This is a genomic window from Marinobacter alkalisoli (assembly GCF_045449855.1).
Lineage (GTDB): Bacteria > Pseudomonadota > Gammaproteobacteria > Pseudomonadales > Oleiphilaceae > Marinobacter.
In genome coordinates this window covers 1-24,484 of the sequence record NZ_JBJJLC010000018.1, presented here as the reverse complement: position 1 = coordinate 24,484, position 24,484 = coordinate 1, and the positions used below count along the sequence as shown (strand labels likewise).

Genomic DNA, 24,484 nt, shown 5'->3' with positions numbered 1-24,484 from the left:
CCTCCCGGCATGCCACATAACCAAGCTGACAATAGCCTGTGGTACACTTCCGGGTTCGCATGATACGCGTTATGGTCGCCGTCTCCCAATACAGCTTCTCGCTATATCCATGACCGGCGGCTATATCCGGAACACTACCGGGCTGTCAGCACAGCACCGATGTTCCGGATCATCTATTCTGACAGGGAAGTAAGGCCAGATAACCGGCTGGTAACGATAACATCGGGAACACGATATGCGGCGTTGGGGCATTCGCAAAAAAGTACTGGTGGTGACGCTGGTCCCCACTCTTCTGACCACCCTGGTCCTGGGGCTATTCTTCACCTATAGCTGGGTCAATAACATTGAAAACCTGCTCCAGGATCGCGGCCAGTCGTTGTCGCGGCAACTGGCGGCAGGCTCCGAGTATGGCCTTTTCACCGCCAACAGAAGTCTGCTGAACAGCCTTTCCAACGCCCTTCTGGAAGAGCAGGACGTACGTTCCATCACGTTTTTCAACGCCGAACGTCAGCGTCTGCTGCATACCGGCCCGGGAAGCACCGACGCTATCTCCGCCGAGGACCTTACGGCGGATCGCCCCTGGCGCATCTTCCGCGAGAACAGCACCCTGTTCGTCACCCCGGTTTTCCTTCAGGACCTGATGATCGAAAGCATGCTGGACCCGGATGCCGGACAGCCCGTTAGTGGGGTGCGGGAGCCTCTGGGCTGGGCGGCCGTGGAGATGTCCCACATCCGCACAGAAAAGGAAACCTACAAGGCGCTGCTGATCTCACTGATGCTGGTACTGGGGGGCGTCATTCTCAGTCTCATCATCGCCATGCGCCTCAGTCGTGCTTTTACCGATCCGGTTTTCGAACTGAACGAGGCCGTTGCCAAACTCAAGGAAGGCAAGCTGGACACCCGCGTACATACCGCCGCTGGCCCCGAGTTCGAGCAACTGGAATCCGGCCTCAACGCCATGGCGGAGGAGCTCAGCAAAGCCCAGGCGGAAATGCAGCAGAACATTGACCAGGCCACCGAGGATCTGCGGGAAACCCTGGAAACCATTGAGATCCAGAACATCGAACTGGATTTCGCCCGCAAGGAAGCCCTGGAGGCCAGCCGGATCAAATCCGAGTTTCTCGCCAACATGTCCCACGAGATACGTACGCCCCTCAATGGCATTATCGGTTTCACCGAACTGCTGATGAAAAGCCCGCTGCCGCGCCAACAGCGGGACCATCTCAGCACCATCCGAAAATCCTCGGAGATCCTGCTGACCATCATCAATGACATCCTGGATTTCTCAAAAATCGAAGCCGGAAAACTGATCCTGGACCGAGTTCCGTTCCAGCTGAGGGACATCGTCGAGGATGTCATGGTCATGCTGGCCCCGGCCGCCCACGGCAAGAACCTCGACCTGGTGCCGCTGGTCTATAACGACGTACCCGACAACATCATGGGCGACCCGTTGCGGGTCAAACAGGTGATTACCAACCTGGTCAATAACGCCATCAAGTTCACCCAGACCGGCGAAGTCGTGCTCCGGGCCAGCCTCGAAGAAGAGGACCAGGAAAGCAACAGGGTGACCCTGCGCATCAGCATCACCGACTCCGGCGTGGGCCTTTCCCGGGCCCAGCAACAATCCCTGTTCAATGCCTTCAATCAGGCGGACGCCTCAACCGCGCGCCAGTATGGCGGTACCGGCCTGGGGCTGGCGATCTCCAAACGGCTGGTCGAGGAAATGGGCGGCAAGATCGGCCTGCAAAGCGACCTTGGCAAGGGATCGACGTTCTGGTTCACCCTCACCTCGGAGCTGTCCTGCTCCGGCGAGGCCATCGCTCCCCGGGACACCCTGCGGGGGGAACGGGCTATTTACCTGGAACAACAGAAGACCACTGGCCTCGCGGTGGAGCACATGCTCAGGGAATGGGGCATGTTGGTCGATGTGGTCGCCTCCCCTGGCGCCATGCAGGAACAGGTGGAAGAGGCCCAGCGCAACCAGTCCGGTTATGCCCTCGCCATCGTCGGGATTACCCGCCATTTGCTGAATTCCAGTCAGTACTGCGGTCTGGTACGGACTCTGGAGCTGGAGCGTGACTGCCGGACACTCCTGTTAACGCCGACCCTGGACACCCACGACACGCCCCTCTCCGGCCTCGCCAGCGGGCACCTGACAAAACCTGTGTGCCGGGATGCCCTATATGACGAGCTATTGTTGCTGGTTCACGGTATCAGCGCCGGACAGAAAACCCTGCTGGAACACCCCGCGCCACCGCTGTGGCAACCGTCCGGAGCCATGCCAAGGATCCTTGCGGTGGACGATAACGACGCCAACCTGAAGCTGGTTATGACCTTGCTGAAAGACTGCCAGGTCAACGCGGAAGGCGCTTCCAGTGGCTTTGAAGCCATCAGCAAGGCCCGCAAAAACCCCTTTGACCTGGTTTTCATGGACCTGCAAATGCCCGGCATGGACGGCGTCGAGACCACGGCCCGGTTGCGCGCCATGGACAGCAAAACCCATCGCACCCCGGTGATCGCCCTCACCGCCCACGCCCTGGCTGACGAGCAGGACCGCCTGGCACGCCAGGGATTCGATGGCTATCTCGCCAAACCTATCAGCAGCAACCAACTGGTCGAAACCATTCGCGAATACACCGGTTATTCCTCTGATGCCTCACCGCAGCCAGAACAAGGCCGGATTCCGGAAGTCAGGGACACCCGCAAGACCCTGAGGCCATCAACCCGCAACCTCCAGCAGGAATCCGTCAGCGTTGAGGAGAGCATTCAGTTGGCCGCCGGCAAGGCGGATCTCGCGGAGGAGCTGTTCAGCATGCTTCTTGAGCAGCTGTCAGCGGATGCGGACAAGGTCCGCAACTTCTGGAGAGAGGGCGATCTTGAACCGCTTCTTGAGTGCGTCCATAAACTGCATGGCGCTACCCGCTACTGCGGCGTTCCGGAACTGCGCGCTGCCGCCAATCAGTTCGAAACCGCGCTCAAGTGTTCTTCGGCGGACATGGCCTACCAGAAAGATCAGTTACTGGCGGCCATAGAGAGACTTCAGATATGGAGCGACCAGACAGACTGGCAATCCCTGTTCCGCCAGCAATCCGAGAGCGGGACAACGGACGCCGAAAACACCAACACGCTGAACTGAGGGCGCTTTCCTGAACTAGCGGCTCCGGGCACTCTCAAGAATGGTCTTCATGTCACGCACCGCATCCTTCAGGCCAGTGAAGACCGCCCGGGCAATAATGGCGTGACCGATATTCAGCTCATTGATGCCGGGAATGGCCGCCACCCGCTCGGTATTGTGATAGTGCAATCCATGGCCGGCGTTCACGATCAACCCCTTTTTACGGGCGTAAGCCACAGCGTCAGCCAGTATCCCGAAAGCCGATTCCACGGCCTGAGGCTCGTCAGCCTCGGCGTATTCACCCGTGTGTAGCTCCACGACGGGTGCGCCGCAGCGAACCGCAGCATCAATCTGCACCGGATCCGGATCAATAAACAGGGACACTTCAGCACCGATCCTCGCCAGACGCTCGCAGGCCTTGGCCACCCGGGCCTCCTGACCGTCAACGTCCAGCCCGCCCTCGGTGGTGAGCTCCTCCCGCTTCTCTGGCACCAGGCAGACGCATTCCGGCCTCACCTGTTCCGCGAACGCCAGCATGGCATCGGTCACCGCCATCTCAAGGTTCATCTTGGTCTGCAGGGTCTCCTTGAGCATCAGCACGTCACGATCCTGGATGTGACGGCGATCTTCCCGTGGATGAATGGTGATCCCGTCAGCACCGGCCTCTTCCGCCAGCAGTGCCGCCTGGACCGGATCAGGATAGCGGGTGCCCCGCGCCTGACGGAGGGTGGCCACGTGATCAATATTCACACCAAGTAACACTCTAGGATTCATTCGGTTCTCTCCGTGCATGACTGAAAAGGCTCCTGCTGTGCAGTGGCCTGCCCTGTAACAGGTAGTCCACCAACACGCGCATGACCCGTTTGGCGGTACGACGGCATTCCGGTGACTGCAGGTCTCCCTCCGCCAGGGCAAGCAAGGTATCTCCCGACAGACGCCTTAACCGTACATTCCGGTCCGGGCGCTGCAAAATGCCCTGCTCCGGATCATAGCAGTAGCTCTGGCCCGCCTCGACCCCGATTCCGGTATCCGTCGCCATGTCCCAGGCGAAGCTGTAACCCAGCGCCTCGGCAAATGAACGCTCAAACCGGCGCAGCACCGGTTCAACGTCGTCCGTGAGCGCCAGTTCGGCGATGACATCAATGTAGGCGGCAAACAGGGAGGGATGGGGATCCGCCACTGGCAGGATCCTCTGCAGCAACTCATTAATATACAACCCGCTGTACAACGCAGTCGTGCGGTTAAGCGAGGGACCACTGCGCACCTCTGCCTGGGTCAGGGTTTTCAGGTTGCTGCGGCCGGTCCAGTCCAGCAGCAACGGCTGGAACGGCTGCAACTGAGCCTTGAGCGGGCTTTTGGCGCTGTTGGCACCACGGGCGATCAACGACTGCCGGCCGGCGTTCAGGGTAAAAACGTCGACCTGCAGGCTGGTTTCCCGCCACGGACGGCGATGAAGCACATACGCCGGTTCCTGTTGCACTGTCCCGGCCATGGCGCGATCAGAAGTCGTTCATGCCCAGGCTCTTCAGGGCCCGGTCACTGTCAGCCCAGCCCCGCTTGACCTTGACCCACAGGCGCAGCATGACTTTGCTGTCAAACAGGCGCTCCATATCCGTGCGGGACTCCTGGCCAATGCGGCGCATACGCTCGCCTTTATCACCGATAATGATCTTCTTCTGGCCTTCCCTTTCCACCAGTATCAGAGCGGATATATGCAGAGTCTTGCCATCACGGCGAAACTCTTCAATCTCCACTGCCACGGAGTATGGCAACTCCGCTCCCAGCTGCCGGGTGATTTTCTCACGAACCATTTCGGCCGCCATGAAGCGCTCGCTGCGATCGGTGATCTGATCGTCCGGATAGAAATGCACGCTCTGGGGAAGGTAGCGACCAACCGCCTCTTCCAGTGGTTGCAGGTTCATTTCCTTGAGGGCCGACAGCGGGATGATTTCGGTGAACTCCCGTTTCTTCGAGAGCATGTCCAGGTGCGGCAACAACGCTTCCCGCTTTTCGATCTTGTCGACCTTGTTGACCGCCAGGATCACCGGGCACTTGAGCTTGGACAGTTTCTCCAGAACCAGTTCATCCGCGGTGGTCCAGGCCATCTGGTCGACGACGAACACCACCACATCCACATCAATCAGCGCCGAAGTCGCGGCCTTGTTCATGTAGCGGTTCAGGGCCCTGGGCTCATCCTCGTGCATACCCGGGGTATCAACATAGATCGCCTGCACCGGCCCCATGGTCTTGATACCCAGCACCTGATGGCGAGTGGTCTGAGGCTTGCGGGAGGTTATGCTCAGCTTCTGGCCGAGAATATGGTTCAGCAACGTGGACTTGCCCACGTTCGGCCGGCCGACGATGGCCACAAAGCCACAGCGGCTGTCCGGATCGTCCGGACTAGTAATATCGTTCATTAGTCGTTCTCCACGCCCAGTTCCTTCAGGGCATTACGGGCGGCCTGCTGCTCGGCAATTCGACGACTGCTGCCAACACCGGAAGTATTACGACCCAGTGACGGCAAAGCGCAGGAAACATGGAAAGTCTGTGCATGGGCTTCTCCGTCCACCGAGATCACATCGTACCGCGGCAGGGGAAACTGGCGCGATTGCAGATATTCCTGAAGACGGGTTTTCGGATCTTTCTGGGTGTCCTGGAGGTCCAGGTTCTTCAAGCGTTGTTCAAACCAGCGCAGAACCTGCTGACGACAGGTGTCGAAATCACTGTCGAGGTAGATGGCGCCGATGATGGACTCTACGGCATCCGCAAGGATCGATTCGCGGCGGAATCCACCGCTTTTCAGTTCACCGGACCCCAGCCTGAGGTATTTTCCCAATTCAAACTCACGCCCGATCTCGGCAAGGGTCACGCCTTTGACCATACGGGCGCGCAGGCGACTTAACTGGCCTTCCCGCGCTTTCTCGAACTGCAGGTAGAGGTGTTCGGCAATAACCATATTCACGATGGAATCCCCCAGGAACTCCAGCCGCTCGTTATTCTGGTTGCCATAACTGCGGTGTGTCAGTGCCAGCAGCAAGCGCTCCGGCGTCTTGAACTGATACCCGATACGACGCTGTAGTTGTTCCAGATCCGGTTGTGAACTCACTGGCCCTTCATCTCGTATTCGTGTTGGAAGTGGATGACAGTATCCACGTTACGGAACAGGTTATTACGCACCTCATAGTCCACCTTAATCACTACAAATTCACCGTTTTTCTCAACACTGATCTGTTTGGCATCAAAACCGCGGACGTTGTTCACGCTCAACCTTTTGTTGATCAGGCTCCTTACCTGGGGAGGCCCCATGGTCGAAAGACCTTCCGTGCCTTCCAGACCCTCAAGAGCTTCCTGAATAGTAATATCATCCAGATAGGCCGGTCCCAGCTTGATCACCAGCGTCAACAAGCTGCCAAAAAACAGCACCATCACCAACATGGTAAGGGCCGAGGCACCGCCCTGACGCCCCATTGAAGAGACTTTATTCTTCTTCATTCAGACTGCACTCCTTGAAAATTATTCAATGGCGCCGACACGATCAAAGGATGGCAGACTGGTCAGTGATTTCCAGTGCATCCAGATGGCAAATGCCTTTCCCACGATCAGTTCATCCGGCACCGTCCCCCAGTAACGGCTGTCGTTACTGTTGTCGCGGTTATCACCCATCACAAAATAATGCCCCTCTGGTATCGTCCATTCGCCCTCACCCGAGCCACCCGGACGCCCCAGGGTCAGGAAGAGGTTGTGTTCGATATCACCCAGGGTCTCACGGCGGAGTTCCATCGGTGGCAGTCGTGCCACAAACCGGGAATCCACCTTGTCGCCATTGATAAACAGATCCTTGTTGCGGTAGCGGACATGATCTCCGGGCAAACCGACCACACGCTTGATGTAGTTGGTGCGTCCATCCTCGGGGTAGCGGAAGACCACCACCTCACCACGATCCGGGTCATCCACATCAAGAATCTTGGTACCGGCCACCGGCAGCCGCAGGCCATAGGCGTACTTGTTCACCAGAATGAAGTCGCCCACTTCAAGCGTCGGTAACATCGACCCCGACGGTATCTGGAAGGGTTCCACCAGAAACGAGCGCAGCACCAGGACGATCGCCAGCACCGGAAAAAAGGAACGGCTCAGATCCACCAGGTAAGGCTCTTTGGGTTGCTCCGCCTCGGTCCCCTGTGCGTCTTCATCGGAGGGCACACCGGCCATTCTGCGCTTGCGGAGAAACAGTCTGTCTGCCAGCCAGATAAGGCCCGTTGCAAACGTCAATACAACCAGGACCAGGGGAAAATCAATATCCATTCAGGTGCCTTTTATTTATCCACTTTCAGTACGGCAAGGAACGCTTCCTGAGGCACCTCAACATTGCCCAGTTGCTTCATGCGTTTTTTACCTTCTTTCTGCTTCTGCAGCAGTTTCTTCTTACGACTTACGTCACCACCGTAACACTTGGCGGTCACGTTCTTGCGAAGCGCTTTCACCGTCACCCGCGACACCACGTGAGTGCCAATGGCAGCCTGAATGGCGATATCAAACATCTGACGCGGGATCAGCTCTTTCATCTTTTCGATCAGTTGCCGGCCCTTGTAGTGGGCCTGATCCTTATGCACGATCAACGCAAGGGCGTCCACCCGCTCGCCATTAATCAACACATCAAGACGCACCAGATTGGCCGTCTGGAAACGGGTGAAATGGTAATCCAGGGAGGCAAAGCCGCGGCTTGCGGACTTGATGCGGTCAAAGAAGTCCATCACCACTTCCGCCATCGGCAACTCATAGGTGAGCTGTACCTGGGTCGACATGAAGTGCATGTTCTTCTGAACACCCCGTTTCTCTTCGCACAGGGCGATAACGTTACCAAGATGCTCCTGGGGCACCAGAATGTTGGCCTCGACGATTGGCTCGCGCATTTCCTCAATGGACCCAACATCCGGAAGCCGTGACGGATTGTCCACCGACAACGTCTCATTCTGCTTGTTCAGCACTTCATAGATGACCGTCGGGGCGGTGGTAATAAGGTCAATGTCGTATTCCCGCTCCAGCCGCTCCTGGATTATTTCCATGTGGAGCATGCCAAGGAAACCGCAACGGAACCCGAAGCCCAGGGCATCGGAGTTTTCCGGCTCGAAAAACAGCGAGGCATCGTTCAGGGTGAGCTTTTCCAGGGCATCCCGGAAATCGTCATAATCGTCCGCACTGACCGGGAACAACCCGGCGTACACCTGGGGTTTCACCTTCTTGAAACCAGGCAGCATGGGCGTTTCCTGGGCGAATTTCTGGTGCACGATGGTATCGCCCACCGGCGCACCATGGATGTCCTTGATGCCTGCAACCACGAAGCCCACATCACCGGACTGGAGAATGTCGGTGTCTTTGGGCTTGGGATTAAAAATACCCACTTTGTCCGCGTTCCAGGCCTTGCCAGTGGACTTGATCACGATCTTGTCACCCTTTTTCAGGGTGCCTTCGGTGACCCGGACCAGGGAGACAACCCCCAGGTAATTATCAAACCAGGAGTCGATAATCAGCGCCTGCAAAGGCGCGTCCCGATCACCTTTGGGAGGCGGTATCTTGCGGATCAGGTCTTCCAGTACATCTTCTACTCCCAGTCCGCTCTTGGCACTGCAACGCACGGCATCGGAAGCCTCAATACCGATGATATCCTCAATTTCAGCTGCAACCCGCTCCGGCTCGGCCTGGGGCAGATCCATCTTGTTGAGCACCGGCACTACTTCCAGCCCCTGCTCGATGGCGGTGTAGCAATTGGCCACGGACTGGGCTTCCACGCCCTGGCCGGCATCCACTACCAGCAGCGCCCCTTCACAGGCGTACAGAGACCGAGATACCTCGTAGGAAAAGTCCACATGCCCCGGGGTGTCGATAAAGTTCAGCTTGTATTCCTGACCATCCCGGGCTTTATAGTTGAGCGTGACGCTCTGGGCCTTGATGGTAATCCCGCGCTCACGCTCAAGGTCCATGGAGTCCAGCACCTGTTCCGCCATTTCTCGGTCGGTCAGGCCGCCGCAAACCTGGATAAAACGGTCCGCGAGTGTGGATTTACCATGGTCGATGTGGGCGATGATGGAAAAGTTACGGATTCGGCTCAGTTCAGTCACAGACAATGAATACTCATATAAGACGAAGGATTGAGCCCGGAGGGGCCGCTACCGCAGTCCGGGAACGGCGTGATTTTACCGGTTACTAGCCGCCATTGCCATGATCAGGAAATAAGCGGCCGCTCATACTGCCGAATCAGGAAGCCAATCAGCGCATCCTCGTCCAGCGGATAGCTGAACAGATTGCCCTGACACTGGGCGCACCCGGCCGTTTTAAGGAAGCTGAGTTGCTGGGGCGTTTCCACACCCTCCGCCACGACGGTCAGGTGCAGCTTCCTGGCCAGGGCAATGACCGCGGACGCCACGTCAGTGGCGCTGACATTATAGGGGATGTCGCGGATAAACCGATGGTCAATCTTGATCACATTCAGCGGCAGTTGCTGCAACGCCACCAGGGAACAGGAACCGGTGCCGAAGTCATCAAGGATCAGACACACACCGAGATCGTGCAGGGACACCAGCAATTCCCGCAACCGACGGGGATCTTCATTCAGCAGTTCCGCCGGCATTTCCAGTTCCAGCCGCTCTGGTGATACTCCGGTTTCGGTAATCACCTGGCGCACCATGTCCAGGAACCCCGGATCAATCAGTTGGTGCACGGACAGGTTCACCGCCATTTTGAGCGATTCGAAGCCGGCGCGCTCAAGCGCCTGCACCTGAATGCAGGCCTGGCGCAGGGCAATCTCCCCGAGCCGTACAATAAGGCCCGTTTCCTCCGCCAGCCCGATGAACTGTTGGGCCGACACCAGCCCCCTCTCCGGGTGATGCCAGCGCAGGAAGGCTTCAACACCGATCACCCGTTCGGTTTCAAGGTCCACCTTCGGCTGATAGTGAAGAACGAAACGATCACCATCCAGTGCGGTCGCCAACTCCTCCTGCTGCAACAGTCGACGCGCCGCCTGGATATTCATCGCCGGGGTAAAGAACTGATAGGTATTCCGGCCCATCTCCTTGGCACGATACATGGCAAGGTCAGCATACTTCATCAAGGTACCGGATTCCTCGCTGTCATGGGGAATCATGGTTATACCGATACTGACGGTAATACCTACTTCGTGCTCGTTCAGGCGGATGCGCTGGCACAGCCGCCTCAGAATGGTTTCCGCCACTTTGCCGGCGGCATCCGGGCTGCTGATTCTCGACAGCAGGACAACAAACTCGTCCCCACCGAGGCGGGCAACGGAATCCTCCTCCCGCACGCAGCCAGTGAGCCACTGGGCAACCTGCTTCAACAGTTCATCGCCGGAATCGTGCCCGAGGGTATCGTTGATCCGCTTGAACCCGTCAAGGTCCAGAAACATCAGCGCGGCCGGCTCCCCGCTACGGCGGCTCCGGCGAACCACGTGATTCAGCCGGTCACGGAACAGCTGACGATTCGCCAGACCGGTCAAAGGATCATAGAACGCGAGGCGATGCAGTTCCGACTGCGCCGCTTTCAATTGCGTCAGGTCCCGCAGGCTCAGCACCACACCGTTCACCCCTGGCACACTCAGCATCGCGGTATATGTGCCTTCCATGTCCCGCCACTGGCCTTCGGCATCACGCACCCGGGCGCGAATAACCGGCATTTGTTTGCCGGGAGTTCCGACTGCATCATCAAATCCGGTCACCAACTGTGGCCAGTCATCGCTGTGAACAATCGACTCGAAGTCCAGCTCATGCAGCCTGTCGGGATCAAAACCAAGTATGTCCAGGCTGGAGGGGCTTGCATACTGCGGCTTGCCATCGCGGCCAAGCACCAGGGTGACATTGGCTGCGCCTTCGGTAATGGCGCGGTAACGGCCTGCACCCACCTGCGCGAGTATGCGGGAGCGGATCAGCGTCAGGACGAACAGGAACAACAACAGACTGATGACAATACCGGCACCCAGCACAATCGGGGGCCTGGGATCGGACGCCAGAAAATCAAAGGCGGGTGTCGAGCGGGTCTGTAACAGCCAGTTCCGACCGCCATGGCGGATGGTCTGGCTCATTTCAAAACTGAATTCGTTATCCAGGGAACCGAGGTTGGAGCCATACATCACCGCGTCCCGGGAGACCCGGTTACCGTCGTAGATACGCACATCCAGGAAAGGCGAAATCAGACCGACGATGCCGTCAATCAGGTTATTCATACGGAATGCACTGAACACGTAACCGGCCAACATCATCCGGCGCTCCGTACGGAGGTCCGGAATCTCCCCGCCCTGGTACACCGGGTAATACATCAGGAAGCTGGCCTGATCTTCCGCCACCTCTTCCTGAACCAGGATCACTTTCCCGGTGACCGTGGGTATGGCATCATCCCGGGCTTCTTCCATTGCGCGGCGATGAATGGGGTCACTGAAAGCATCGTAACCAAGCGCCCTGCGATTGCGTTCCGTACCGGGCTCCAGGTATACCATCGGGTAATAATCCGGTCCGGCCCCCAACGGCGTGACCAGGTAATTGCGCACGCCCTCGGCACGGACCGAGGAAATATGATCCGCCATGCGCCGCACGCCAATACGTTCGACATAGCCAATCCCCTGTATCCCGGGGTAGTAACGGTCTATATCGACCTTGTCCACGTACTCCCGCCACTCATCGCGACTCACCTCGCCGGCTACAGCAAACAGACCCGCGCTGCCGGCCAGTACCTGCTCATAGTTCAGCAACCGTTCTTCGATGGCGGTCTTGAGCTGGAGCGACTGGGTACGGAAACGGGCCTCCGTCCGGTCTTCAACCAGTCGGATGGAAACCTGCCAAAGTAAAAGAGTCACCGCGATACTGGCAGCCAACAGAAGCCACGCAACCCAGGCGTTGCGGAATTTCAGAAGTGTCCTCAGGGGAAGTTCCTTTTTGTTCATCATTCGGGCAGGTCCGGTCCGTGGCCAACGTTCTTGTTTAGTTCCGGAAGTATAACAAAAGCCCCGGGCAATGTCCCTGACCAGACATTACCCGGGGCTTCCAGACCATTGCCGGATCAGGGTTTCATGACAAGGTAGATGGCCCGCCCCTGACGCACGATGCGAACCGACACGGCACGATCATCGGGCAATGAGGATACGACTTCGTGAAACTCCTCGACCGAACCAACCGGCTTGCGGTGGACCTCGGTGATCACGTCCCGCGGACGAATGCCCGCGTTCAAAGCCGGCCCCCGGCCAACATGGGTAACCAGAACACCTGACTCCAGCTCCATGGAATCGGCGAGCTCCGCGGGTATCGGCTCAACCGTCAACCCCAACGGTGCCGACGCCGGGCCATTCTGATCCGTTGCGGGAGCGCGTGCCTGACCATCACCCTGTTCGGGCAGCTTGCCAATCTCCACATCCAGGCTCATCTCCCGACCTTCCCTGAGCACCACCAGTGAAGCGGACTCGCCGACCGGTGTGCGCCCCACCATCGGCGGCAGGTCCGACGATAGCTCGACATCGTCACCGTCGTACTCAAGCACGATATCGCCCGCTTCCAGACCCGCCTTCTCAGCCGGTGACCCTGCCATGACTTCCGCAATCAAGGCGCCCCTGGGACGCTTGAGACCAAAGGATTCGGCCAGGTCCCGATTCACTTCCTGAATCAGTACACCCAGCCAGCCGCGGGCTACCGTCCCCTTGTCACGAATCTGTCTGAAGACATTCATGGCATCATCGATGGGAATGGCAAAGGAAACCCCCATGAAGCCCCCGGAGCGGGTGTAGATCTGGGAATTGATGCCGACCACTTCGCCGTCAAGATTGAACAGCGGGCCGCCGGAGTTCCCCGGATTAATGGCCACGTCAGTCTGGATGAACGGTACATAGTTCTCGGTAGGCAGGGAACGACCGAGCGCACTGACAATACCGGCAGTGACGGTGTAATCAAAACCGAAGGGAGAACCAATGGCCAGCACCCATTCCCCCACTTCCAGGTCCCGGGACTGGCCGATCTTGACCACCGGAAGGTCGTCACCATCCTCAATCTTGAGCACGGCCATATCGGAGCGGGGATCCGTACCCACCAGGGTTGCCTGTAATTCACGCCGGTCACTCAGCCGCACGACAATCTCATCGGCGCCCTCAATCACGTGATTGTTAGTCAGCACATACCCGTCTTTCGAGACAATGAACCCGGACCCCATGGAACGACGAGGCTCTGAACGCCCGGGACTGCCACCAAACGGGGACTGTGGCCCGCGAAAGAAGTCCTGAAAGAATTCCGGCAGCTGTTCCAACTGGCGCTCATCAAACGGCATACCGGGGTAGCCGCCACCACTGTGGGAGGAAGGCGAAGGAGCGCTGGTCGTACTGATGTTGACCACGGCGCCGGAGTTCTCCTCCACCAGTTCGGTGAAATCCGGAAGACTGCGTGCACTGGCTCCCTGGGCCCAGACCAGAGATACCATCAGGCAGAGAACGAATGCCAAAGCCGTGGATGCACCACCGGAGGTTGTGGCCAGCGTTCTGCGCTCTTGGTTTATTGTTAACATTTAGAACCCCCTGTTTATCAGAGCTTTACGAATATTCTGTAGTCAGATACGCGATTTTCAACTTACAAAACGGTAGGATTTGCGGGCACATGTCTGTCGATGGCGGTAGCAATTCGGATCAACCGGGGTTCGTAACGGTGGGCAGAGTGTCGCTGCAGCCAGCGAACCAGCACAAAGCCACCGGCAAGCCCCGCCACCGCGCCAGCGATAGAAGCAGGATCCTGCCCCCCTGATCCCTGATAACCCAGTACCGCACCCACCACCATCAACAACAACGGCACGGCATAAACGAGCAACGACGCCCTCAACAAGGCTGCCTCATCAATGGCCAGGGTGACTTCGTCGCCCACCTGCGCATCCAGGTCATTAGCCACCAGTACCTGGTTGGCCCGGCCACCGGTCGCGCCGGCCAGCGCACGCTGACCACACCCATGACGGGCCGCACAACTCTGGCAGGCGCTATTGCGAATGGTCTGTACCCAGGCACGCGCGCCGTCGACCGCCACAACCTTGCCATTTTCAGTAATCATCGCCGGGCCGTCTCAAACGCCATGGCATCGTCTACCTCCACGGATTCCGCCACTTTCTTCGCCGTTGCCGGGGGCACTTCACCGACCACTGTCACCATAAAGGAACGGTCTCCTGTCTCCAACTGATTGATGTATACGGTAGTGGCGCCAATCCTGGACGCCCCGGTGGGCATGGTAATCCGCCCCGTCGGCTCGACAAACACCGAAAAGGCCGCCAGCCCGTCTGAAAATGCTACCGCCTGACCATTGCCGGAGCGCGGCGCGGCGGCGGGCATAAAACCCTCGGGCTGCCAACGCAGTATCCAGCCATCCATTCGCGGTGCCTGGGAAGACGAATTCCCGTCGCTCAGGGAGCGCTCTATTTCCTGCCCCCGGGTCTGCACCTGAAATTCGCTGTCTGGCAGATTATCCGTGATTTCCAGGCTGGTAAACTGGAAGTGCTCCAACACCTCGTCGGTATCCGAGCGGACATGACTCTTGACCAGCAGACCGGTGGATTTCTCAAGCCACAAGCGGTGACTGTAGCGGTGCTCATCCCGTGCCTGGAGTGCAATTTTCACCACTTCGTAGCCGGCCACCCGGTCCTCCCCCATCAACTCCGGGGTATACCACTGGATTACCGGCATGAGCTGGCTCGAAAACGCTTCTGCAAACGGACCGGAAGGAATCACCTGATCCAGCTGGATACGCCCCTGGTCAGGCAGAACACAGACAACCCGCATGCCCTTGCGGACGATTTCACCACTGCCGCCATCCTGGAGCACCAGGCGCTCCTCAACCACGCCGTCACGGTAGCGATGGGCAATTTGCAGGGAACTGACCTGGTCTCCACGGGCATATACAAACACGCCGCGATAGGAGGTCATATTGAGCGCCGGGCCCAAACGGGCCAGCCATTGTTCAGCAGTCTCTGACGCGGCACCGTTTTCGGATTCTGCGCTGACCGCTACGGCAGGCCAGGCCGCGGAGAGCATCGCGACAGTCACCAAACAGAGTCTGTGAACCCGCCAATACCGGGTGATTGCCCGCCAATTCAACATCGACCATTCCACTCCCGAATATTAGTAAGCCGGGGCTGATGCACTGACCAGCCGGGCATAGCCAACGGATCCCCGGCCAGCTCCCACGCTGTTGTGCTGAGCATGCTCAAGCAGATATCGACTCAGATGTTCCCATTGTTCCTCGTCCAGCCCCTGCAGGGCGACTTCCTGAACCTTGTCATCCACGCCTTCACCTGGCGCAGCGGCATCCGCACTGGAGACTCCGGCAACCTGTCCTTCGAGCGCGGATGAGTCCCAGCCTGCACCGGCGCCAAACCCGACAATCAACGCCAGACTCACCATGGCAACTGCCGGCCAGTGCCAGCTCCTGGCCTGACGCACGTTAACGGCCTCGACTCCGGTACCGGTTCCGGCGGCATCCTGACCTGAGAGCGTGCGCCTGACACCGGCACTGACATCGACAGCATCCGAGGGAACGTGGCAATGGTGCATGAGATCCCGCACTTGCTGCCAGCGCTGCCACTGGGAGCGGACATCGTTCTGCTTACCATGGGACAACAGCCGTCGGACGGATAGCTCATCCGCTTCATCGTCCATCATGGCAGACAGTGTTTCTCTGAGACGATCATCCATGGGATGCAACCTCATTCACGTCTGGGAATTATTGAGTAGCGGCCCGAGCTGTCGATCAACAGCATCCCGGGCCCTGAATATCCGGGACCGGACGGTGCCAATCGGGCACTCCAGTATGCGCGCGATATCCTCATAGCTCAGACCATCATATTCTCTGAGCAGAAAAGCGGAGCGGAGTTCCTCCGGCAGGTTCGATATTGCCCTGCCCAGTTCCTGCTGCAACTGCTCCCGCTGCAGCAGTTTCTCCGGGGACGCGCTGTCCCGCAGCCTGGCGCCGTCTTCAAAGTTTTCCGCTTCGGTGACATCCGCACTCCCCTGCGGCCTTCGACCACGGGCCTCAAGGAAATTTTTGGCGGTATTGACGGCAATCCGGTAGAGCCAGGTATAGAATGCGCTGTCACCACGAAACCGGTCCATTGCCCGAAAGGCCTTCACAAAGGTTTCCTGGGTCAGGTCCTGCACTTCCTGGCTGTCGTAGATATACCGGCTGATGATGGAGGCCACCCGGGACTGATACTTGACGACCAGAAGGTCAAACGCTGCCCGGTCACCATGACGCACTTTGCGTACGAGCTGGAGATCGGTCTGGCTGTCGGGGGTATCCCCCTTGTGCTGATCAGTATCCGGAGTCATGGACGGATTGCCGGGGCGCTCAAGTTTTATAGCCAACTGGCCTGCCTGCCTTGAATTACTTTGCGTCATGATGCTGTCCGGCGTCCATTTGAAAATCGGCCAGGGCCAGGTCAGGCCTTGCCCTCGTCAGGGCAAATAGACAGCAAGCGTAAAGTTTAGTTCAATACACGTCCACATTATGGCCCGCGATAACGACCCAATGCCACAATCTCACGAATACGATGTCCTGATTATCGGCAGCGGTGCTGCCGGCCTTACCGTCGCTCTCAATCTGCCGGAGCACCTGAATGTCTGTGTCGTGAGCAAGGCCGACATCAGCAGTGGGGCCACACTCTGGGCCCAGGGTGGCATTGCGGCGGTACTGGATGACGAAGACTCCCTGGAGAACCATATCCAGGATACGCTGAATGCCGGAGGCGGACTGTGCCATGAAGACGCCGTGCAATTCACCGTCGAACACGGCAAGGAGAGCATCAACTGGCTTATCGACTCGGGAGTGGATTTCACCCGTGACGAACGCTCGCAGTATCACCTGACTCGTGAGGGCGGCCACAGCCACCGACGCATCATTCATGCCGCGGACGCCACCGGACATGCCGTTTCCACCACCCTAACATCTCAGGCACAGGCACGCCCCAATGTCACCCTGATATCGGGCCGGGTAGCGGTGGACCTGATCACCAACCGCAAACTGTCATTGCCGGGCAATCGCTGTGTCGGCGCCTACGTTCTCAACCTGGAAGACAATCACGTTGAGCTGATCCGGGCCCGTTTTACCGTGATCGCCACCGGCGGTGCCAGCAAGGCCTATCGCTACACCACCAACCCGGACGGCGCGTCTGGCGACGGCATCGCGATGGCCTGGCGTGCGGGGTGCCGGGTTTCCAACATGGAATTCAACCAGTTCCATCCGACCTGCCTGTACCACCCTCACGCCAAGTCCTTCCTGATCACGGAAGCCGTAAGGGGTGAAGGCGGCGTGCTCAAGCTTCCGGACGGCAGCCGCTTCATGGACCGGTTCGACAAGCGCGGAGAACTCGCGCCCCGCGACATCGTGGCCCGCGCCATCGACCATGAAATGAAACGCCTGGGCGCCGACCACCTGTACCTGGACATCAGCCACAAGCCGGCCGACTTTATCAAACATCACTTCCCGACCATTTACGAGAAGTGCCTTGAGTTTGGCATCGACATCACCAAAGAGCCCATCCCCGTGGTACCGGCGGCACACTACACCTGTGGCGGCATTGTCAGTGATGACCGCGCCCGCACCGACATCAACCAGCTGTATGTGGTTGGGGAAGCCGCTTTTACCGGCCTGCACGGCGCCAATCGCATGGCCAGCAATTCCCTGCTGGAGTGCCTGGTGTATGGGCGCGCGGCTGCCGCCGACATTACCCGCCGGGAAGCCGACATTCCGCCACCGCCGCCGGTGCCGGACTGGGACGAAAGTCAGGTGCGGGATTCCGACGAGGACGTGGTAATCTCCCACAACTGGGACGAACTGCGCCATTTTATGTGGGACTATGTTGGCATTGTACGAACCACCAAGCGTCTGCAGAGAGCCAAGCACCGCGTCGATCTGCTGTCGCGGGAAATAGGTGAGTTCTACAGCAACTACCGGGTCACCAACGACCTGCTTGAGCTGCGCAACCTGGTTACGGTGTCTGACCTGATCATCTGCTCCGCGCTCCAGCGCAAGGAGAGCCGTGGCCTCCATTACACCCTGGATTACCCGGGGCTGCTCAACGAGCCCGGGGACACGGTATTGTTCCCGACAACGTACAGAACGCTATCACCCTGACACACCCGACCAGCGGAAAGAGAAACCGAATGTCTGACAACACCGAATACAAACGCCTGTGGTGGCACAGCCGCCGGGGAATGCTGGAACTGGACGTATTGCTGGTTCCGTTTGTGGAAGAGGCGTATCCCGACCTGCCCGCAGACGACCAGGCGCGCTACGAGAAACTGCTGACCTGCGAGGACACCGACATGTTTGAGTGGTTCATGCAGCGTAGCCGACCGGAGGATCCGGACCTTCAACGCATCGTGGATATGATCCTGAACCGTGTCCAGCCGGATTAACCTGCCTCTTCGGCCCTCAGCCACCCGGGACTGGTTGCGCAGCCTGTTAAAAGCGGCCAACACCGTTACCGAGCTGACCCTGGATCACGACCAGCTCCAGGCCCGCTTCGGCTCTGGCGACAGCTACCCTGTCGCCGTCGCAGGGGAGAGCCGGCTGAGTCCCCGGCTGACACTCTTGAAAATTCGGCCAACCGACTCCAGATTCCATTCACGCCTGGTTGTTCTGGCCAATTTCGGCCCAGGGTTTCGCAATGTCGATCCCGACGAATTCCGCCGTTTGCGGATGTGGCTGAGACTGGGCCAATCCAACCGTCCCCTCGTCAGCAACACCGATACCGGGAGTGCCCAATGACAGATCCATCGACCCTCGTTGCCGGCCAACCACTGCCTGCTTCAGCCTGGGCCACCCTTGAAGACCAACGCATTGTCCGTATTGCAGGCTCCGGAACCGACAAATTTCTCCAGGGCCAGTTCAGTCAGAACCTGACGGACGTCACCGAGGCCTTCTCGCCCCGAGCTGCGGCCAGCACCCCCAAAGGCAGGGCCTATTGTCTGACGCGCATGGTGCGTGACGGGGATGACGTACTGCTCGCGCTGCCGGAAGACCTGGCCGACCACATCACCAGCCAGCTGCGCAAATACCTGATGCTGTTTCGCGGCACGACTATGGAGGCTGTTGACGGCGCCCGCGTGCTTGGCATCCTTGGCGATGATATTGCCCGTCGCTTCGGTCAGGATGCCGCACACGATCTCCACAATCCCGGCGACAGCCTTGTTGTCGGCCAGCACCACCTGATCAGGACCGAGAATACGGCCGAGGGCCTTCCCCGGTATGAGCTCTGGCAACTGGGTGAGTTTTCGCCGCAACAATCCGAAGCCTTCCCGGAAACCGAACGCACAGAACTCGTCGACTGGCAGGCATCGGAAATCGCGGCTGGTATTGCCAGACTCACGCCGGAATCCTTGGAAGCCTACGTTCCCCAGATGCTGAACTGGCAACACGTGCTCGGCGTTCATTTCAAGAAAGGTTGCTACACAGGTCAGGAAGTCATTGCCCGAATGCACTTCCTCGGCCAGCTCAAGAAAAGCCTGTTTCGCGTTTCCGCCACCGGCGTAGATGCTGCCCCCGCTCCCGGAACAGCGATCAAGGCCGGTGAGAAAACCGTCGGTGAGGTGGTCAATAGCGTTCGTCTGGCAGACCAGTCCGTACAATGTCTGGCCGTTGTCCGTCACAATGCCGTGGATACTCCGCTCCACCTGGACACCCTTCCGGACATCACACTGGAGCGACTGGCACTGCCTTATTCTGTGCCGGAGCAGCAACAATCCGATACGCCAGATACATAAGTTGACAGGCATTCCGACGATTTTTTGCTATAAAGTACGTCATATTTTTGAATATTTTCAGGCGACGGACCTCAACTGACCATGTCGAACATTGTTGAAACCATCAGAAATGATCTGATCAGTGCGATCGAAAATGACAAGCTGGTGCTGCCAACGCTTCCGGAAGTCGCCCTGCAGGTGCGGGAGATCGCCGAGTCGGAGGACTCCGCCATTCTGGATCTGGTCAAAGTCATCAGTAACGATACCGCCCTGTCCGCCCGCATCATCCGTGTCTGCAACAGCCCCCTGTTTCGGGGCAGCCGCGCCATCGAGAACCTGAACATGGCTGTCAGCCGCCTGGGTATGGCCTATACCAGCAATCTGGCGATGGGACTTGCGATGGAGCAGATGTTTCAGGCCACGTCCGACATGATCGACAAGCGTCTGCGGACAACATGGCAGACCAGCACAGAAGTCGCTGGTGTTTGCCACGTTCTGGCCCAGCATTACACCCGGCTGAAGCCGGATCAGGCCACGCTGGCCGGCCTGGTTCATCTGATTGGTGTACTGCCTATCTTGCGGTACGTTGAGGATCAGGATATCCAGATCAGCAGTATCATGCTTGATAATGTCATTGATGCACTGCATCCGCGTATCGGCAACCTGATCCTGAAAAAGTGGGATTTCCCGGCGGAACTCCAGTCCGTGCCACTGGACTATGCCAACTTCCAGCGCGAGGTGCCGGCGCCGGACTACGCTGACCTGGTGATGGTGGCCAATTTGCAGCTGGTGGCAGGTTCCGATCATCCCTGGACTGAGATGGACTGGAAATCCATTTCCGCCTTTGATCGGCTTGGTCTTGATCCCGAGGTGGACATGAGCGAGGAGGAAGACCTCAACGCTCAGATGGAAGCCGCTATGGCCCTGCTTAAGTAACTCTTTGCGGTAGGCCGCTCCAGCGAGTGGCCAGAGCCTCCCAAAACACGCTGTGAATACCTCCCTGTACGCTCGGCTCCGCCATCCATGGCTCCGCACGGTTTTGGGAGGCTCTGGCCACTCGCTTACGCTCGCGACTCTCGACGGTAGCGATCCAGAAGCTCAGCTTTTAAAGGTAGCCCCCAATCTATGGGCTGCATCCCTTCCTGCTTCAGCCAGTCATTAGCGCGTGAGAAATGCTTGCAGCCGAAGAAGCCGCGGTAGGCGCTCAGTGGTGACGGGTGGGGGCCATCCAGTACATGATGTCGGCTGCGGTCGATGTGCTGACCTTTCTTTTTGGCGTAGCTGCCCCAGAGCAGGAACACCACCCCTTGCCGCTCCCGGTTGATGGTTTCGATGACCTTGTCGGTAAAGACTTCCCAACCCTTGCCCTGATGGGCACCGGCCTGGCCCTGAACCACTGTTAACACGCTGTTAAGCAGCAATACGCCCTGTTCCGCCCAGGGTTGCAGGCAGCCGTGGTCCGGCGGCTCGATACTCAGGTCCTCGCGAATTTCCTTGAAGATGTTTACCAGTGACGGGGGCGTGGGTACGTCCGGGCGGACGGAGAAGCAGAGGCCGTGGGCCTGGCCGGGGCCATGGTAGGGGTCCTGGCCGAGGATCACCACGCGCACTTTGTCCAGCGGCGTGCTGTTGAGGGCATTGAAGCAATGATGGCTGGCCGGGAACAGGGTTTTGCCGGCCTGTTCTTCGGCAGCCAGGAATTCCGCGAGCTTTTGCATGTAGGGCTGGCGAAACTCCGTTTCCAAATGTTGACTCCAGCCCCGGTCGGGCCTGAGCTGGCTGGCCAGTACCTCCGCCGGGTGCATGGGTTACTCCTCGTCTTTCCGGGCTTCTGTCTTGTGTTCCGGGCGCATGGCCGGGAACAGGATGACGTCGCGGATCGACTGCGAGTTGGTCAGCAGCATGGCCAGGCGGTCGATACCGATGCCCTCGCCCGCAGTGGGCGGCAGGCCGTACTCCAGGGCCATCACGTAGTCTTCGTCGTAGAACATGGCTTCGTCATCACCGGCGTCTTTCTCGGCGACCTGGGCCTGGAATCGTTCGGCCTGGTCCTCGGCGTCGTTCAGCTCCGAGAAGCCGTTAGCGATTTCGCGGCCACCGACGAAGAATTCGAAGCGTTCGGTGACGAACGGGTCACTGTCCTTGCAGCGGGCCAGCGGCGACACTTCTTTCGGGTATTCGGTGATGAACGTCGGCTGCATCAGGCGGTGCTCGGCCGTGGCTTCGAAGATTTCGATCTGCACCTTGCCCAGACCCCAGCCATCCTTGAGGTGGATGCCCAGATCCTTCGCCACCTGGCGGGCGCTTTCTTCGTTCGCCAGCTGCTCAGCCTTGATGTCCGGGTTGTACCGCAGGATGGCGTCGACCACGGTCAGACGATCGAACGGCTTACCGAAATCGTATTCGATGGTTTCTTCCTCACCGTCCTTCAACGTGCGGGTGTTCACCACCGTGGTGGTGCCCAGTACCTTCTCGGTAATGGTGCGCAGCATGTCTTCGGTCAGATCCATCAGGTCGTTGTAATCGGCGTAGGCCTGGTAGAACTCCACCATGGTGAATTCCGGGTTGTGACGGGTGGAAAGCCCTTCATTGCGGAAGTTGCGGTTAATCTCGAATACCCGCTCAAAGCCTCCGACCACCAGGCGCTTGAGGAACAGTTCCGGCGCAATACGCAGGTACATGTCGATTCCCAAGGCGTTGTGATGGGTCACAAATGGCTTTGCCGTGGCGCCACCGGGGATGACCTGCAGCATGGGGGTTTCCACTTCCATGTAGTCCCGGTCGGTGAAGTACTGGCGCATGGCGCTGATGATCTTCGAGCGTGCGTAGAACACCCGGCGACTGTCCTCGTTCACCATCAGGTCGACGTAGCGGTGACGGTAACGGGACTCGGTATCGGTCAGGCCTTTGTGCTTCTCCGGCAGCGGGCGCAGGGACTTGGTGAGCAGTGTGTACTCGTCCATGGTCACGTACAGGTCGCCCTTGCCGGACTTGCACAGGATGCCACGCACACCCACGATATCCCCCAGGTCCCAGTGCTTGGTGTCTTTCTGGACCTCCTTGGACGCATAGATCTGGATGCGGCCGGTCATGTCCTGAACCACCTTGAACGCCTTGCGGTCAAGCATCATGCGGCCGGCAATGGCCACCTGGATACCCATCTCCGCCAGCTCTTCCTTGGTCTTGTCACCGTATTTGGCCTGCAGCTCGGCGGCCGTCGCGTCACGGCGGAAGTCGTTGGGGAAGGCGTTGCCCTGTTCGCGCATGTCCGACAGCTTGGCGCGGCGCTCGGCAATCAGCTTGTTGTCCTCGTGCGGTGCATTCTGGGTTTGTTCAGTCATGTTGGCTCACTAAAAATCGGGAATTGTCCGGGTTAGCGTGGCGAAGGCGCTGGTTACAGCGCCATCTTCAGGCTGGCTTCGATGAACTTGTCGATGTCACCGTCCAGCACCGACTGGGTATTGCTGGTTTCGACTTTGGTGCGCAGATCCTTGATACGGCTGTCGTCCAGCACGTAGGATCGGATCTGGCTGCCCCAGCCGATATCGGCCTTGGCATCTTCGGCTTTCTGCTTCTCGGCGTTACGTTCCTGCATCTCGCGTTCAAAGAGTTTGGCCTTGAGCTGCTTCATGGCCTGGTCTTTGTTCTGATGCTGGCTTCGCCCGGCCTGACAGGCCACCACAATCCCGGTGGGGTTGTGAGTCAGACGTACCGCGGACTCGGTCCGGTTTACGTGCTGACCACCGGCACCGGACGCACGGTATACGTCAACGCGCAGGTCAGAGGGGTTGATTTCGATTTCAAAGCTGTCGTCCACTTCCGGTGATACAAATACGGAAGAGAAGGAGGTATGGCGACGGTTACCGGAATCGAACGGCGACTTCCTCACCAGACGGTGAACACCGGTCTCGGTGCGCAACCAGCCGTAGGCGTAGTCACCCTGGATGTGGATGGTGGCACTCTTGATGCCAGCCACGTCCCCTTCCTGCAGCTCAACAATTTCCGCCTTGAAGCCGCGACGCTCCGCCCAGCGCAGGTACATGCGCAGCAGCATATTGCCCCAGTCCTGGGCTTCGGTGCCGCCGGAGCCGGCCTGGATATCCAGGTAGGCGTTGTTGGCGTCCATCTCGCCGGAGAACATGCGGCGGAACTCGAGTTTTTCCAGTTCCTTGTCGAGGCTTTCCAGATCGGCCTCGATTTCGCCTACGGTGCCTTCGTCCTCTTCCTCGGCCGCGATTTCCAGCAGGCCGTCGGCGTCTTCAAGGCCGGAGGTGAGGTTGTCGATGGTGCGCACGATCAGTTCAAGGTCCGAGCGTTCCTTACCCAGGGCCTGGGCGCGCTCGGGATCGTCCCACACCGTGGGCATTTCCAGTTCCCGTTCTACTTCGACCAGTCGTTCGCTACGCTGATCGTAGTCAAAGATACCCCCTGAGCGCTTCGGTGCGCTCACGAAGTTCTTTAATCTTCGTCACAATGGGATTAATTTCCATGGAAACCTTACTCGCTATTGAAAATGGAGAGTAAAAACAGAGGCGGAATTCTACCGGAATTCTGTTTGTAAATCAGCCTGTGGGTTTTGTTTGCCTTGGAGTTGGTTCCGGGGTGGGGGTCGC

At 58.6% G+C, this 24,484-nt stretch carries 22 protein-coding genes; 6 read left to right on the top strand and 16 right to left on the bottom strand.

The annotated features are described in order from the left end of the window. Positions 1-235 precede the first annotated feature (235 nt). Positions 236-3,136, top strand: coding sequence for an ATP-binding protein (locus tag ACJO5Y_RS09145; protein WP_406986448.1), 2,901 nt, complete (start codon positions 236-238; stop codon positions 3,134-3,136). A gap of 15 nt (positions 3,137-3,151) precedes the next feature. On the opposite strand, the gene pdxJ is transcribed toward ACJO5Y_RS09145, so the two are convergent. From pdxJ to rpoE, 13 genes are all read right to left on the bottom strand, one after another. Beyond that, positions 3,152-3,889, bottom strand: a complete 738-nt coding sequence (pdxJ, locus tag ACJO5Y_RS09140; RefSeq protein ID WP_406986446.1) for a pyridoxine 5'-phosphate synthase — start codon at positions 3,887-3,889, stop codon at positions 3,152-3,154. Continuing rightward, a complete protein-coding gene (gene recO / locus ACJO5Y_RS09135) occupies positions 3,879-4,607 on the bottom strand; it encodes a DNA repair protein RecO (protein ID WP_406986443.1) in 729 nt (242 codons plus the stop codon). Before recO ends, pdxJ begins: the two co-directional genes overlap by 11 nt. Positions 4,608-4,614: 7 nt before the next feature. Then, on the bottom strand, positions 4,615-5,532 hold the full coding sequence (gene era, locus ACJO5Y_RS09130; RefSeq protein WP_406986440.1) for a GTPase Era: 918 nt from the start codon (positions 5,530-5,532) through the stop codon (positions 4,615-4,617). After that, positions 5,532-6,221, bottom strand: a complete 690-nt coding sequence (rnc, locus tag ACJO5Y_RS09125; protein ID WP_406986437.1) for a ribonuclease III — start codon at positions 6,219-6,221, stop codon at positions 5,532-5,534. The genes era and rnc overlap by 1 nt, the downstream gene beginning before the upstream one ends. Next, positions 6,218-6,607, bottom strand: coding sequence for a DUF4845 domain-containing protein (locus ACJO5Y_RS09120; protein ID WP_406986435.1), 390 nt, complete (start codon positions 6,605-6,607; stop codon positions 6,218-6,220). The genes rnc and ACJO5Y_RS09120 overlap by 4 nt, the downstream gene beginning before the upstream one ends. 21 nt (positions 6,608-6,628) lie before the next feature. Then, positions 6,629-7,417: a signal peptidase I gene (gene lepB / locus ACJO5Y_RS09115; RefSeq protein ID WP_406986432.1), complete on the bottom strand. Its 789-nt coding sequence runs from the start codon at positions 7,415-7,417 to the stop codon at positions 6,629-6,631. A gap of 11 nt (positions 7,418-7,428) precedes the next feature. Continuing rightward, entirely contained in the window at positions 7,429-9,231 is a 1,803-nt protein-coding gene (gene lepA, locus ACJO5Y_RS09110; RefSeq protein ID WP_406986430.1) for a translation elongation factor 4, read from the bottom strand. A 104-nt stretch (positions 9,232-9,335) separates the two neighbouring features. Further along, entirely contained in the window at positions 9,336-12,062 is a 2,727-nt protein-coding gene (locus tag ACJO5Y_RS09105; protein WP_406986427.1) for a bifunctional diguanylate cyclase/phosphodiesterase, read from the bottom strand. Positions 12,063-12,175: 113 nt separating this feature from the next. Further along, positions 12,176-13,576 (bottom strand): DegQ family serine endoprotease, encoded by a 1,401-nt coding sequence (locus tag ACJO5Y_RS09100; RefSeq protein ID WP_406986505.1) that lies wholly within the window; start codon positions 13,574-13,576, stop codon positions 12,176-12,178. A 146-nt stretch (positions 13,577-13,722) separates the two neighbouring features. Next, positions 13,723-14,190: a SoxR reducing system RseC family protein gene (locus tag ACJO5Y_RS09095; RefSeq protein ID WP_406986424.1), complete on the bottom strand. Its 468-nt coding sequence runs from the start codon at positions 14,188-14,190 to the stop codon at positions 13,723-13,725. Then, positions 14,187-15,176, bottom strand: a complete 990-nt coding sequence (locus tag ACJO5Y_RS09090; RefSeq protein WP_406986421.1) for a MucB/RseB C-terminal domain-containing protein — start codon at positions 15,174-15,176, stop codon at positions 14,187-14,189. Before ACJO5Y_RS09090 ends, ACJO5Y_RS09095 begins: the two co-directional genes overlap by 4 nt. 75 nt (positions 15,177-15,251) lie before the next feature. Further along, on the bottom strand, positions 15,252-15,824 hold the full coding sequence (locus tag ACJO5Y_RS09085; RefSeq protein ID WP_406986419.1) for a sigma-E factor negative regulatory protein: 573 nt from the start codon (positions 15,822-15,824) through the stop codon (positions 15,252-15,254). 15 nt (positions 15,825-15,839) lie between these two features. Beyond that, the gene (gene rpoE, locus ACJO5Y_RS09080) at positions 15,840-16,457 is read right to left on the bottom strand and encodes an RNA polymerase sigma factor RpoE (RefSeq protein WP_504928331.1); all 618 of its coding nucleotides are present in this window, start codon (positions 16,455-16,457) and stop codon (positions 15,840-15,842) included. Positions 16,458-16,656: 199 nt separating this feature from the next. Here rpoE and nadB point away from each other — a divergent pair, with 199 nt between their 5' ends. From nadB to ACJO5Y_RS09055, 5 genes are all read left to right on the top strand, one after another. Further along, positions 16,657-18,261 carry an L-aspartate oxidase gene (gene nadB / locus ACJO5Y_RS09075; protein ID WP_406986414.1) on the top strand — a complete coding sequence of 535 codons (1,605 nt, stop codon included), beginning with the start codon at positions 16,657-16,659 and terminating at the stop codon, positions 18,259-18,261. A gap of 29 nt (positions 18,262-18,290) precedes the next feature. After that, positions 18,291-18,545 (top strand): FAD assembly factor SdhE, encoded by a 255-nt coding sequence (locus ACJO5Y_RS09070; protein WP_406986412.1) that lies wholly within the window; start codon positions 18,291-18,293, stop codon positions 18,543-18,545. After that, positions 18,529-18,897: a hypothetical protein gene (locus ACJO5Y_RS09065; RefSeq protein ID WP_406986410.1), complete on the top strand. Its 369-nt coding sequence runs from the start codon at positions 18,529-18,531 to the stop codon at positions 18,895-18,897. The genes ACJO5Y_RS09070 and ACJO5Y_RS09065 overlap by 17 nt, the downstream gene beginning before the upstream one ends. Beyond that, on the top strand, positions 18,894-19,892 hold the full coding sequence (gene ygfZ / locus ACJO5Y_RS09060; RefSeq protein WP_406986408.1) for a CAF17-like 4Fe-4S cluster assembly/insertion protein YgfZ: 999 nt from the start codon (positions 18,894-18,896) through the stop codon (positions 19,890-19,892). The genes ACJO5Y_RS09065 and ygfZ overlap by 4 nt, the downstream gene beginning before the upstream one ends. Before the next feature lie 81 nt (positions 19,893-19,973). Continuing rightward, positions 19,974-20,807 carry an HDOD domain-containing protein gene (locus ACJO5Y_RS09055; RefSeq protein WP_406986406.1) on the top strand — a complete coding sequence of 278 codons (834 nt, stop codon included), beginning with the start codon at positions 19,974-19,976 and terminating at the stop codon, positions 20,805-20,807. Positions 20,808-20,932: 125 nt separating this feature from the next. Here the strand turns inward: ACJO5Y_RS09055 and ung are convergent, their stop codons facing one another. From ung to prfB, 3 genes are all read right to left on the bottom strand, one after another. After that, a complete protein-coding gene (ung, locus tag ACJO5Y_RS09050) occupies positions 20,933-21,676 on the bottom strand; it encodes a uracil-DNA glycosylase (RefSeq protein ID WP_406986404.1) in 744 nt (247 codons plus the stop codon). A 3-nt stretch (positions 21,677-21,679) separates the two neighbouring features. Then, entirely contained in the window at positions 21,680-23,212 is a 1,533-nt protein-coding gene (gene lysS / locus ACJO5Y_RS09045; RefSeq protein WP_406986401.1) for a lysine--tRNA ligase, read from the bottom strand. Positions 23,213-23,265: 53 nt separating this feature from the next. Then, a protein-coding gene (gene prfB, locus ACJO5Y_RS09040; protein WP_406986399.1) for a peptide chain release factor 2 occupies positions 23,266-24,361 on the bottom strand; the annotation gives its coding sequence in 2 pieces (ribosomal slippage) (positions 23,266-24,288 and positions 24,290-24,361; 1,095 coding nt in all). Positions 24,362-24,484 lie beyond the last annotated feature (123 nt).

What these genes read in the sequence shown, in the direction of transcription:
- ACJO5Y_RS09105 (WP_406986427.1), bottom strand. Translation starts at nt 12,062, where the DNA reads ATGATGAACAAAAAGGAACTTCCCCTGAGGACACTTCTGAAATTCCGC.
- lysS (WP_406986401.1), bottom strand. Translation starts at nt 23,212, where the DNA reads ATGACTGAACAAACCCAGAATGCACCGCACGAGGACAACAAGCTGATT.
- ACJO5Y_RS09085 (WP_406986419.1), bottom strand. Translation starts at nt 15,824, where the DNA reads ATGGATGATCGTCTCAGAGAAACACTGTCTGCCATGATGGACGATGAA.
- ACJO5Y_RS09055 (WP_406986406.1), top strand. Translation starts at nt 19,974, where the DNA reads ATGTCGAACATTGTTGAAACCATCAGAAATGATCTGATCAGTGCGATC.
- ACJO5Y_RS09095 (WP_406986424.1), bottom strand. Translation starts at nt 14,190, where the DNA reads ATGATTACTGAAAATGGCAAGGTTGTGGCGGTCGACGGCGCGCGTGCC.
- pdxJ (WP_406986446.1), bottom strand. Translation starts at nt 3,889, where the DNA reads ATGAATCCTAGAGTGTTACTTGGTGTGAATATTGATCACGTGGCCACC.
- era (WP_406986440.1), bottom strand. Translation starts at nt 5,532, where the DNA reads ATGAACGATATTACTAGTCCGGACGATCCGGACAGCCGCTGTGGCTTT.
- ACJO5Y_RS09070 (WP_406986412.1), top strand. Translation starts at nt 18,291, where the DNA reads ATGTCTGACAACACCGAATACAAACGCCTGTGGTGGCACAGCCGCCGG.
- rpoE (WP_504928331.1), bottom strand. Translation starts at nt 16,457, where the DNA reads ATGACTCCGGATACTGATCAGCACAAGGGGGATACCCCCGACAGCCAG.
- ygfZ (WP_406986408.1), top strand. Translation starts at nt 18,894, where the DNA reads ATGACAGATCCATCGACCCTCGTTGCCGGCCAACCACTGCCTGCTTCA.
- lepB (WP_406986432.1), bottom strand. Translation starts at nt 7,417, where the DNA reads ATGGATATTGATTTTCCCCTGGTCCTGGTTGTATTGACGTTTGCAACG.
- ACJO5Y_RS09100 (WP_406986505.1), bottom strand. Translation starts at nt 13,576, where the DNA reads ATGGTATCTCTGGTCTGGGCCCAGGGAGCCAGTGCACGCAGTCTTCCG.
- ung (WP_406986404.1), bottom strand. Translation starts at nt 21,676, where the DNA reads ATGCACCCGGCGGAGGTACTGGCCAGCCAGCTCAGGCCCGACCGGGGC.
- ACJO5Y_RS09145 (WP_406986448.1), top strand. Translation starts at nt 236, where the DNA reads ATGCGGCGTTGGGGCATTCGCAAAAAAGTACTGGTGGTGACGCTGGTC.
- ACJO5Y_RS09120 (WP_406986435.1), bottom strand. Translation starts at nt 6,607, where the DNA reads ATGAAGAAGAATAAAGTCTCTTCAATGGGGCGTCAGGGCGGTGCCTCG.
- nadB (WP_406986414.1), top strand. Translation starts at nt 16,657, where the DNA reads ATGCCACAATCTCACGAATACGATGTCCTGATTATCGGCAGCGGTGCT.
- recO (WP_406986443.1), bottom strand. Translation starts at nt 4,607, where the DNA reads ATGGCCGGGACAGTGCAACAGGAACCGGCGTATGTGCTTCATCGCCGT.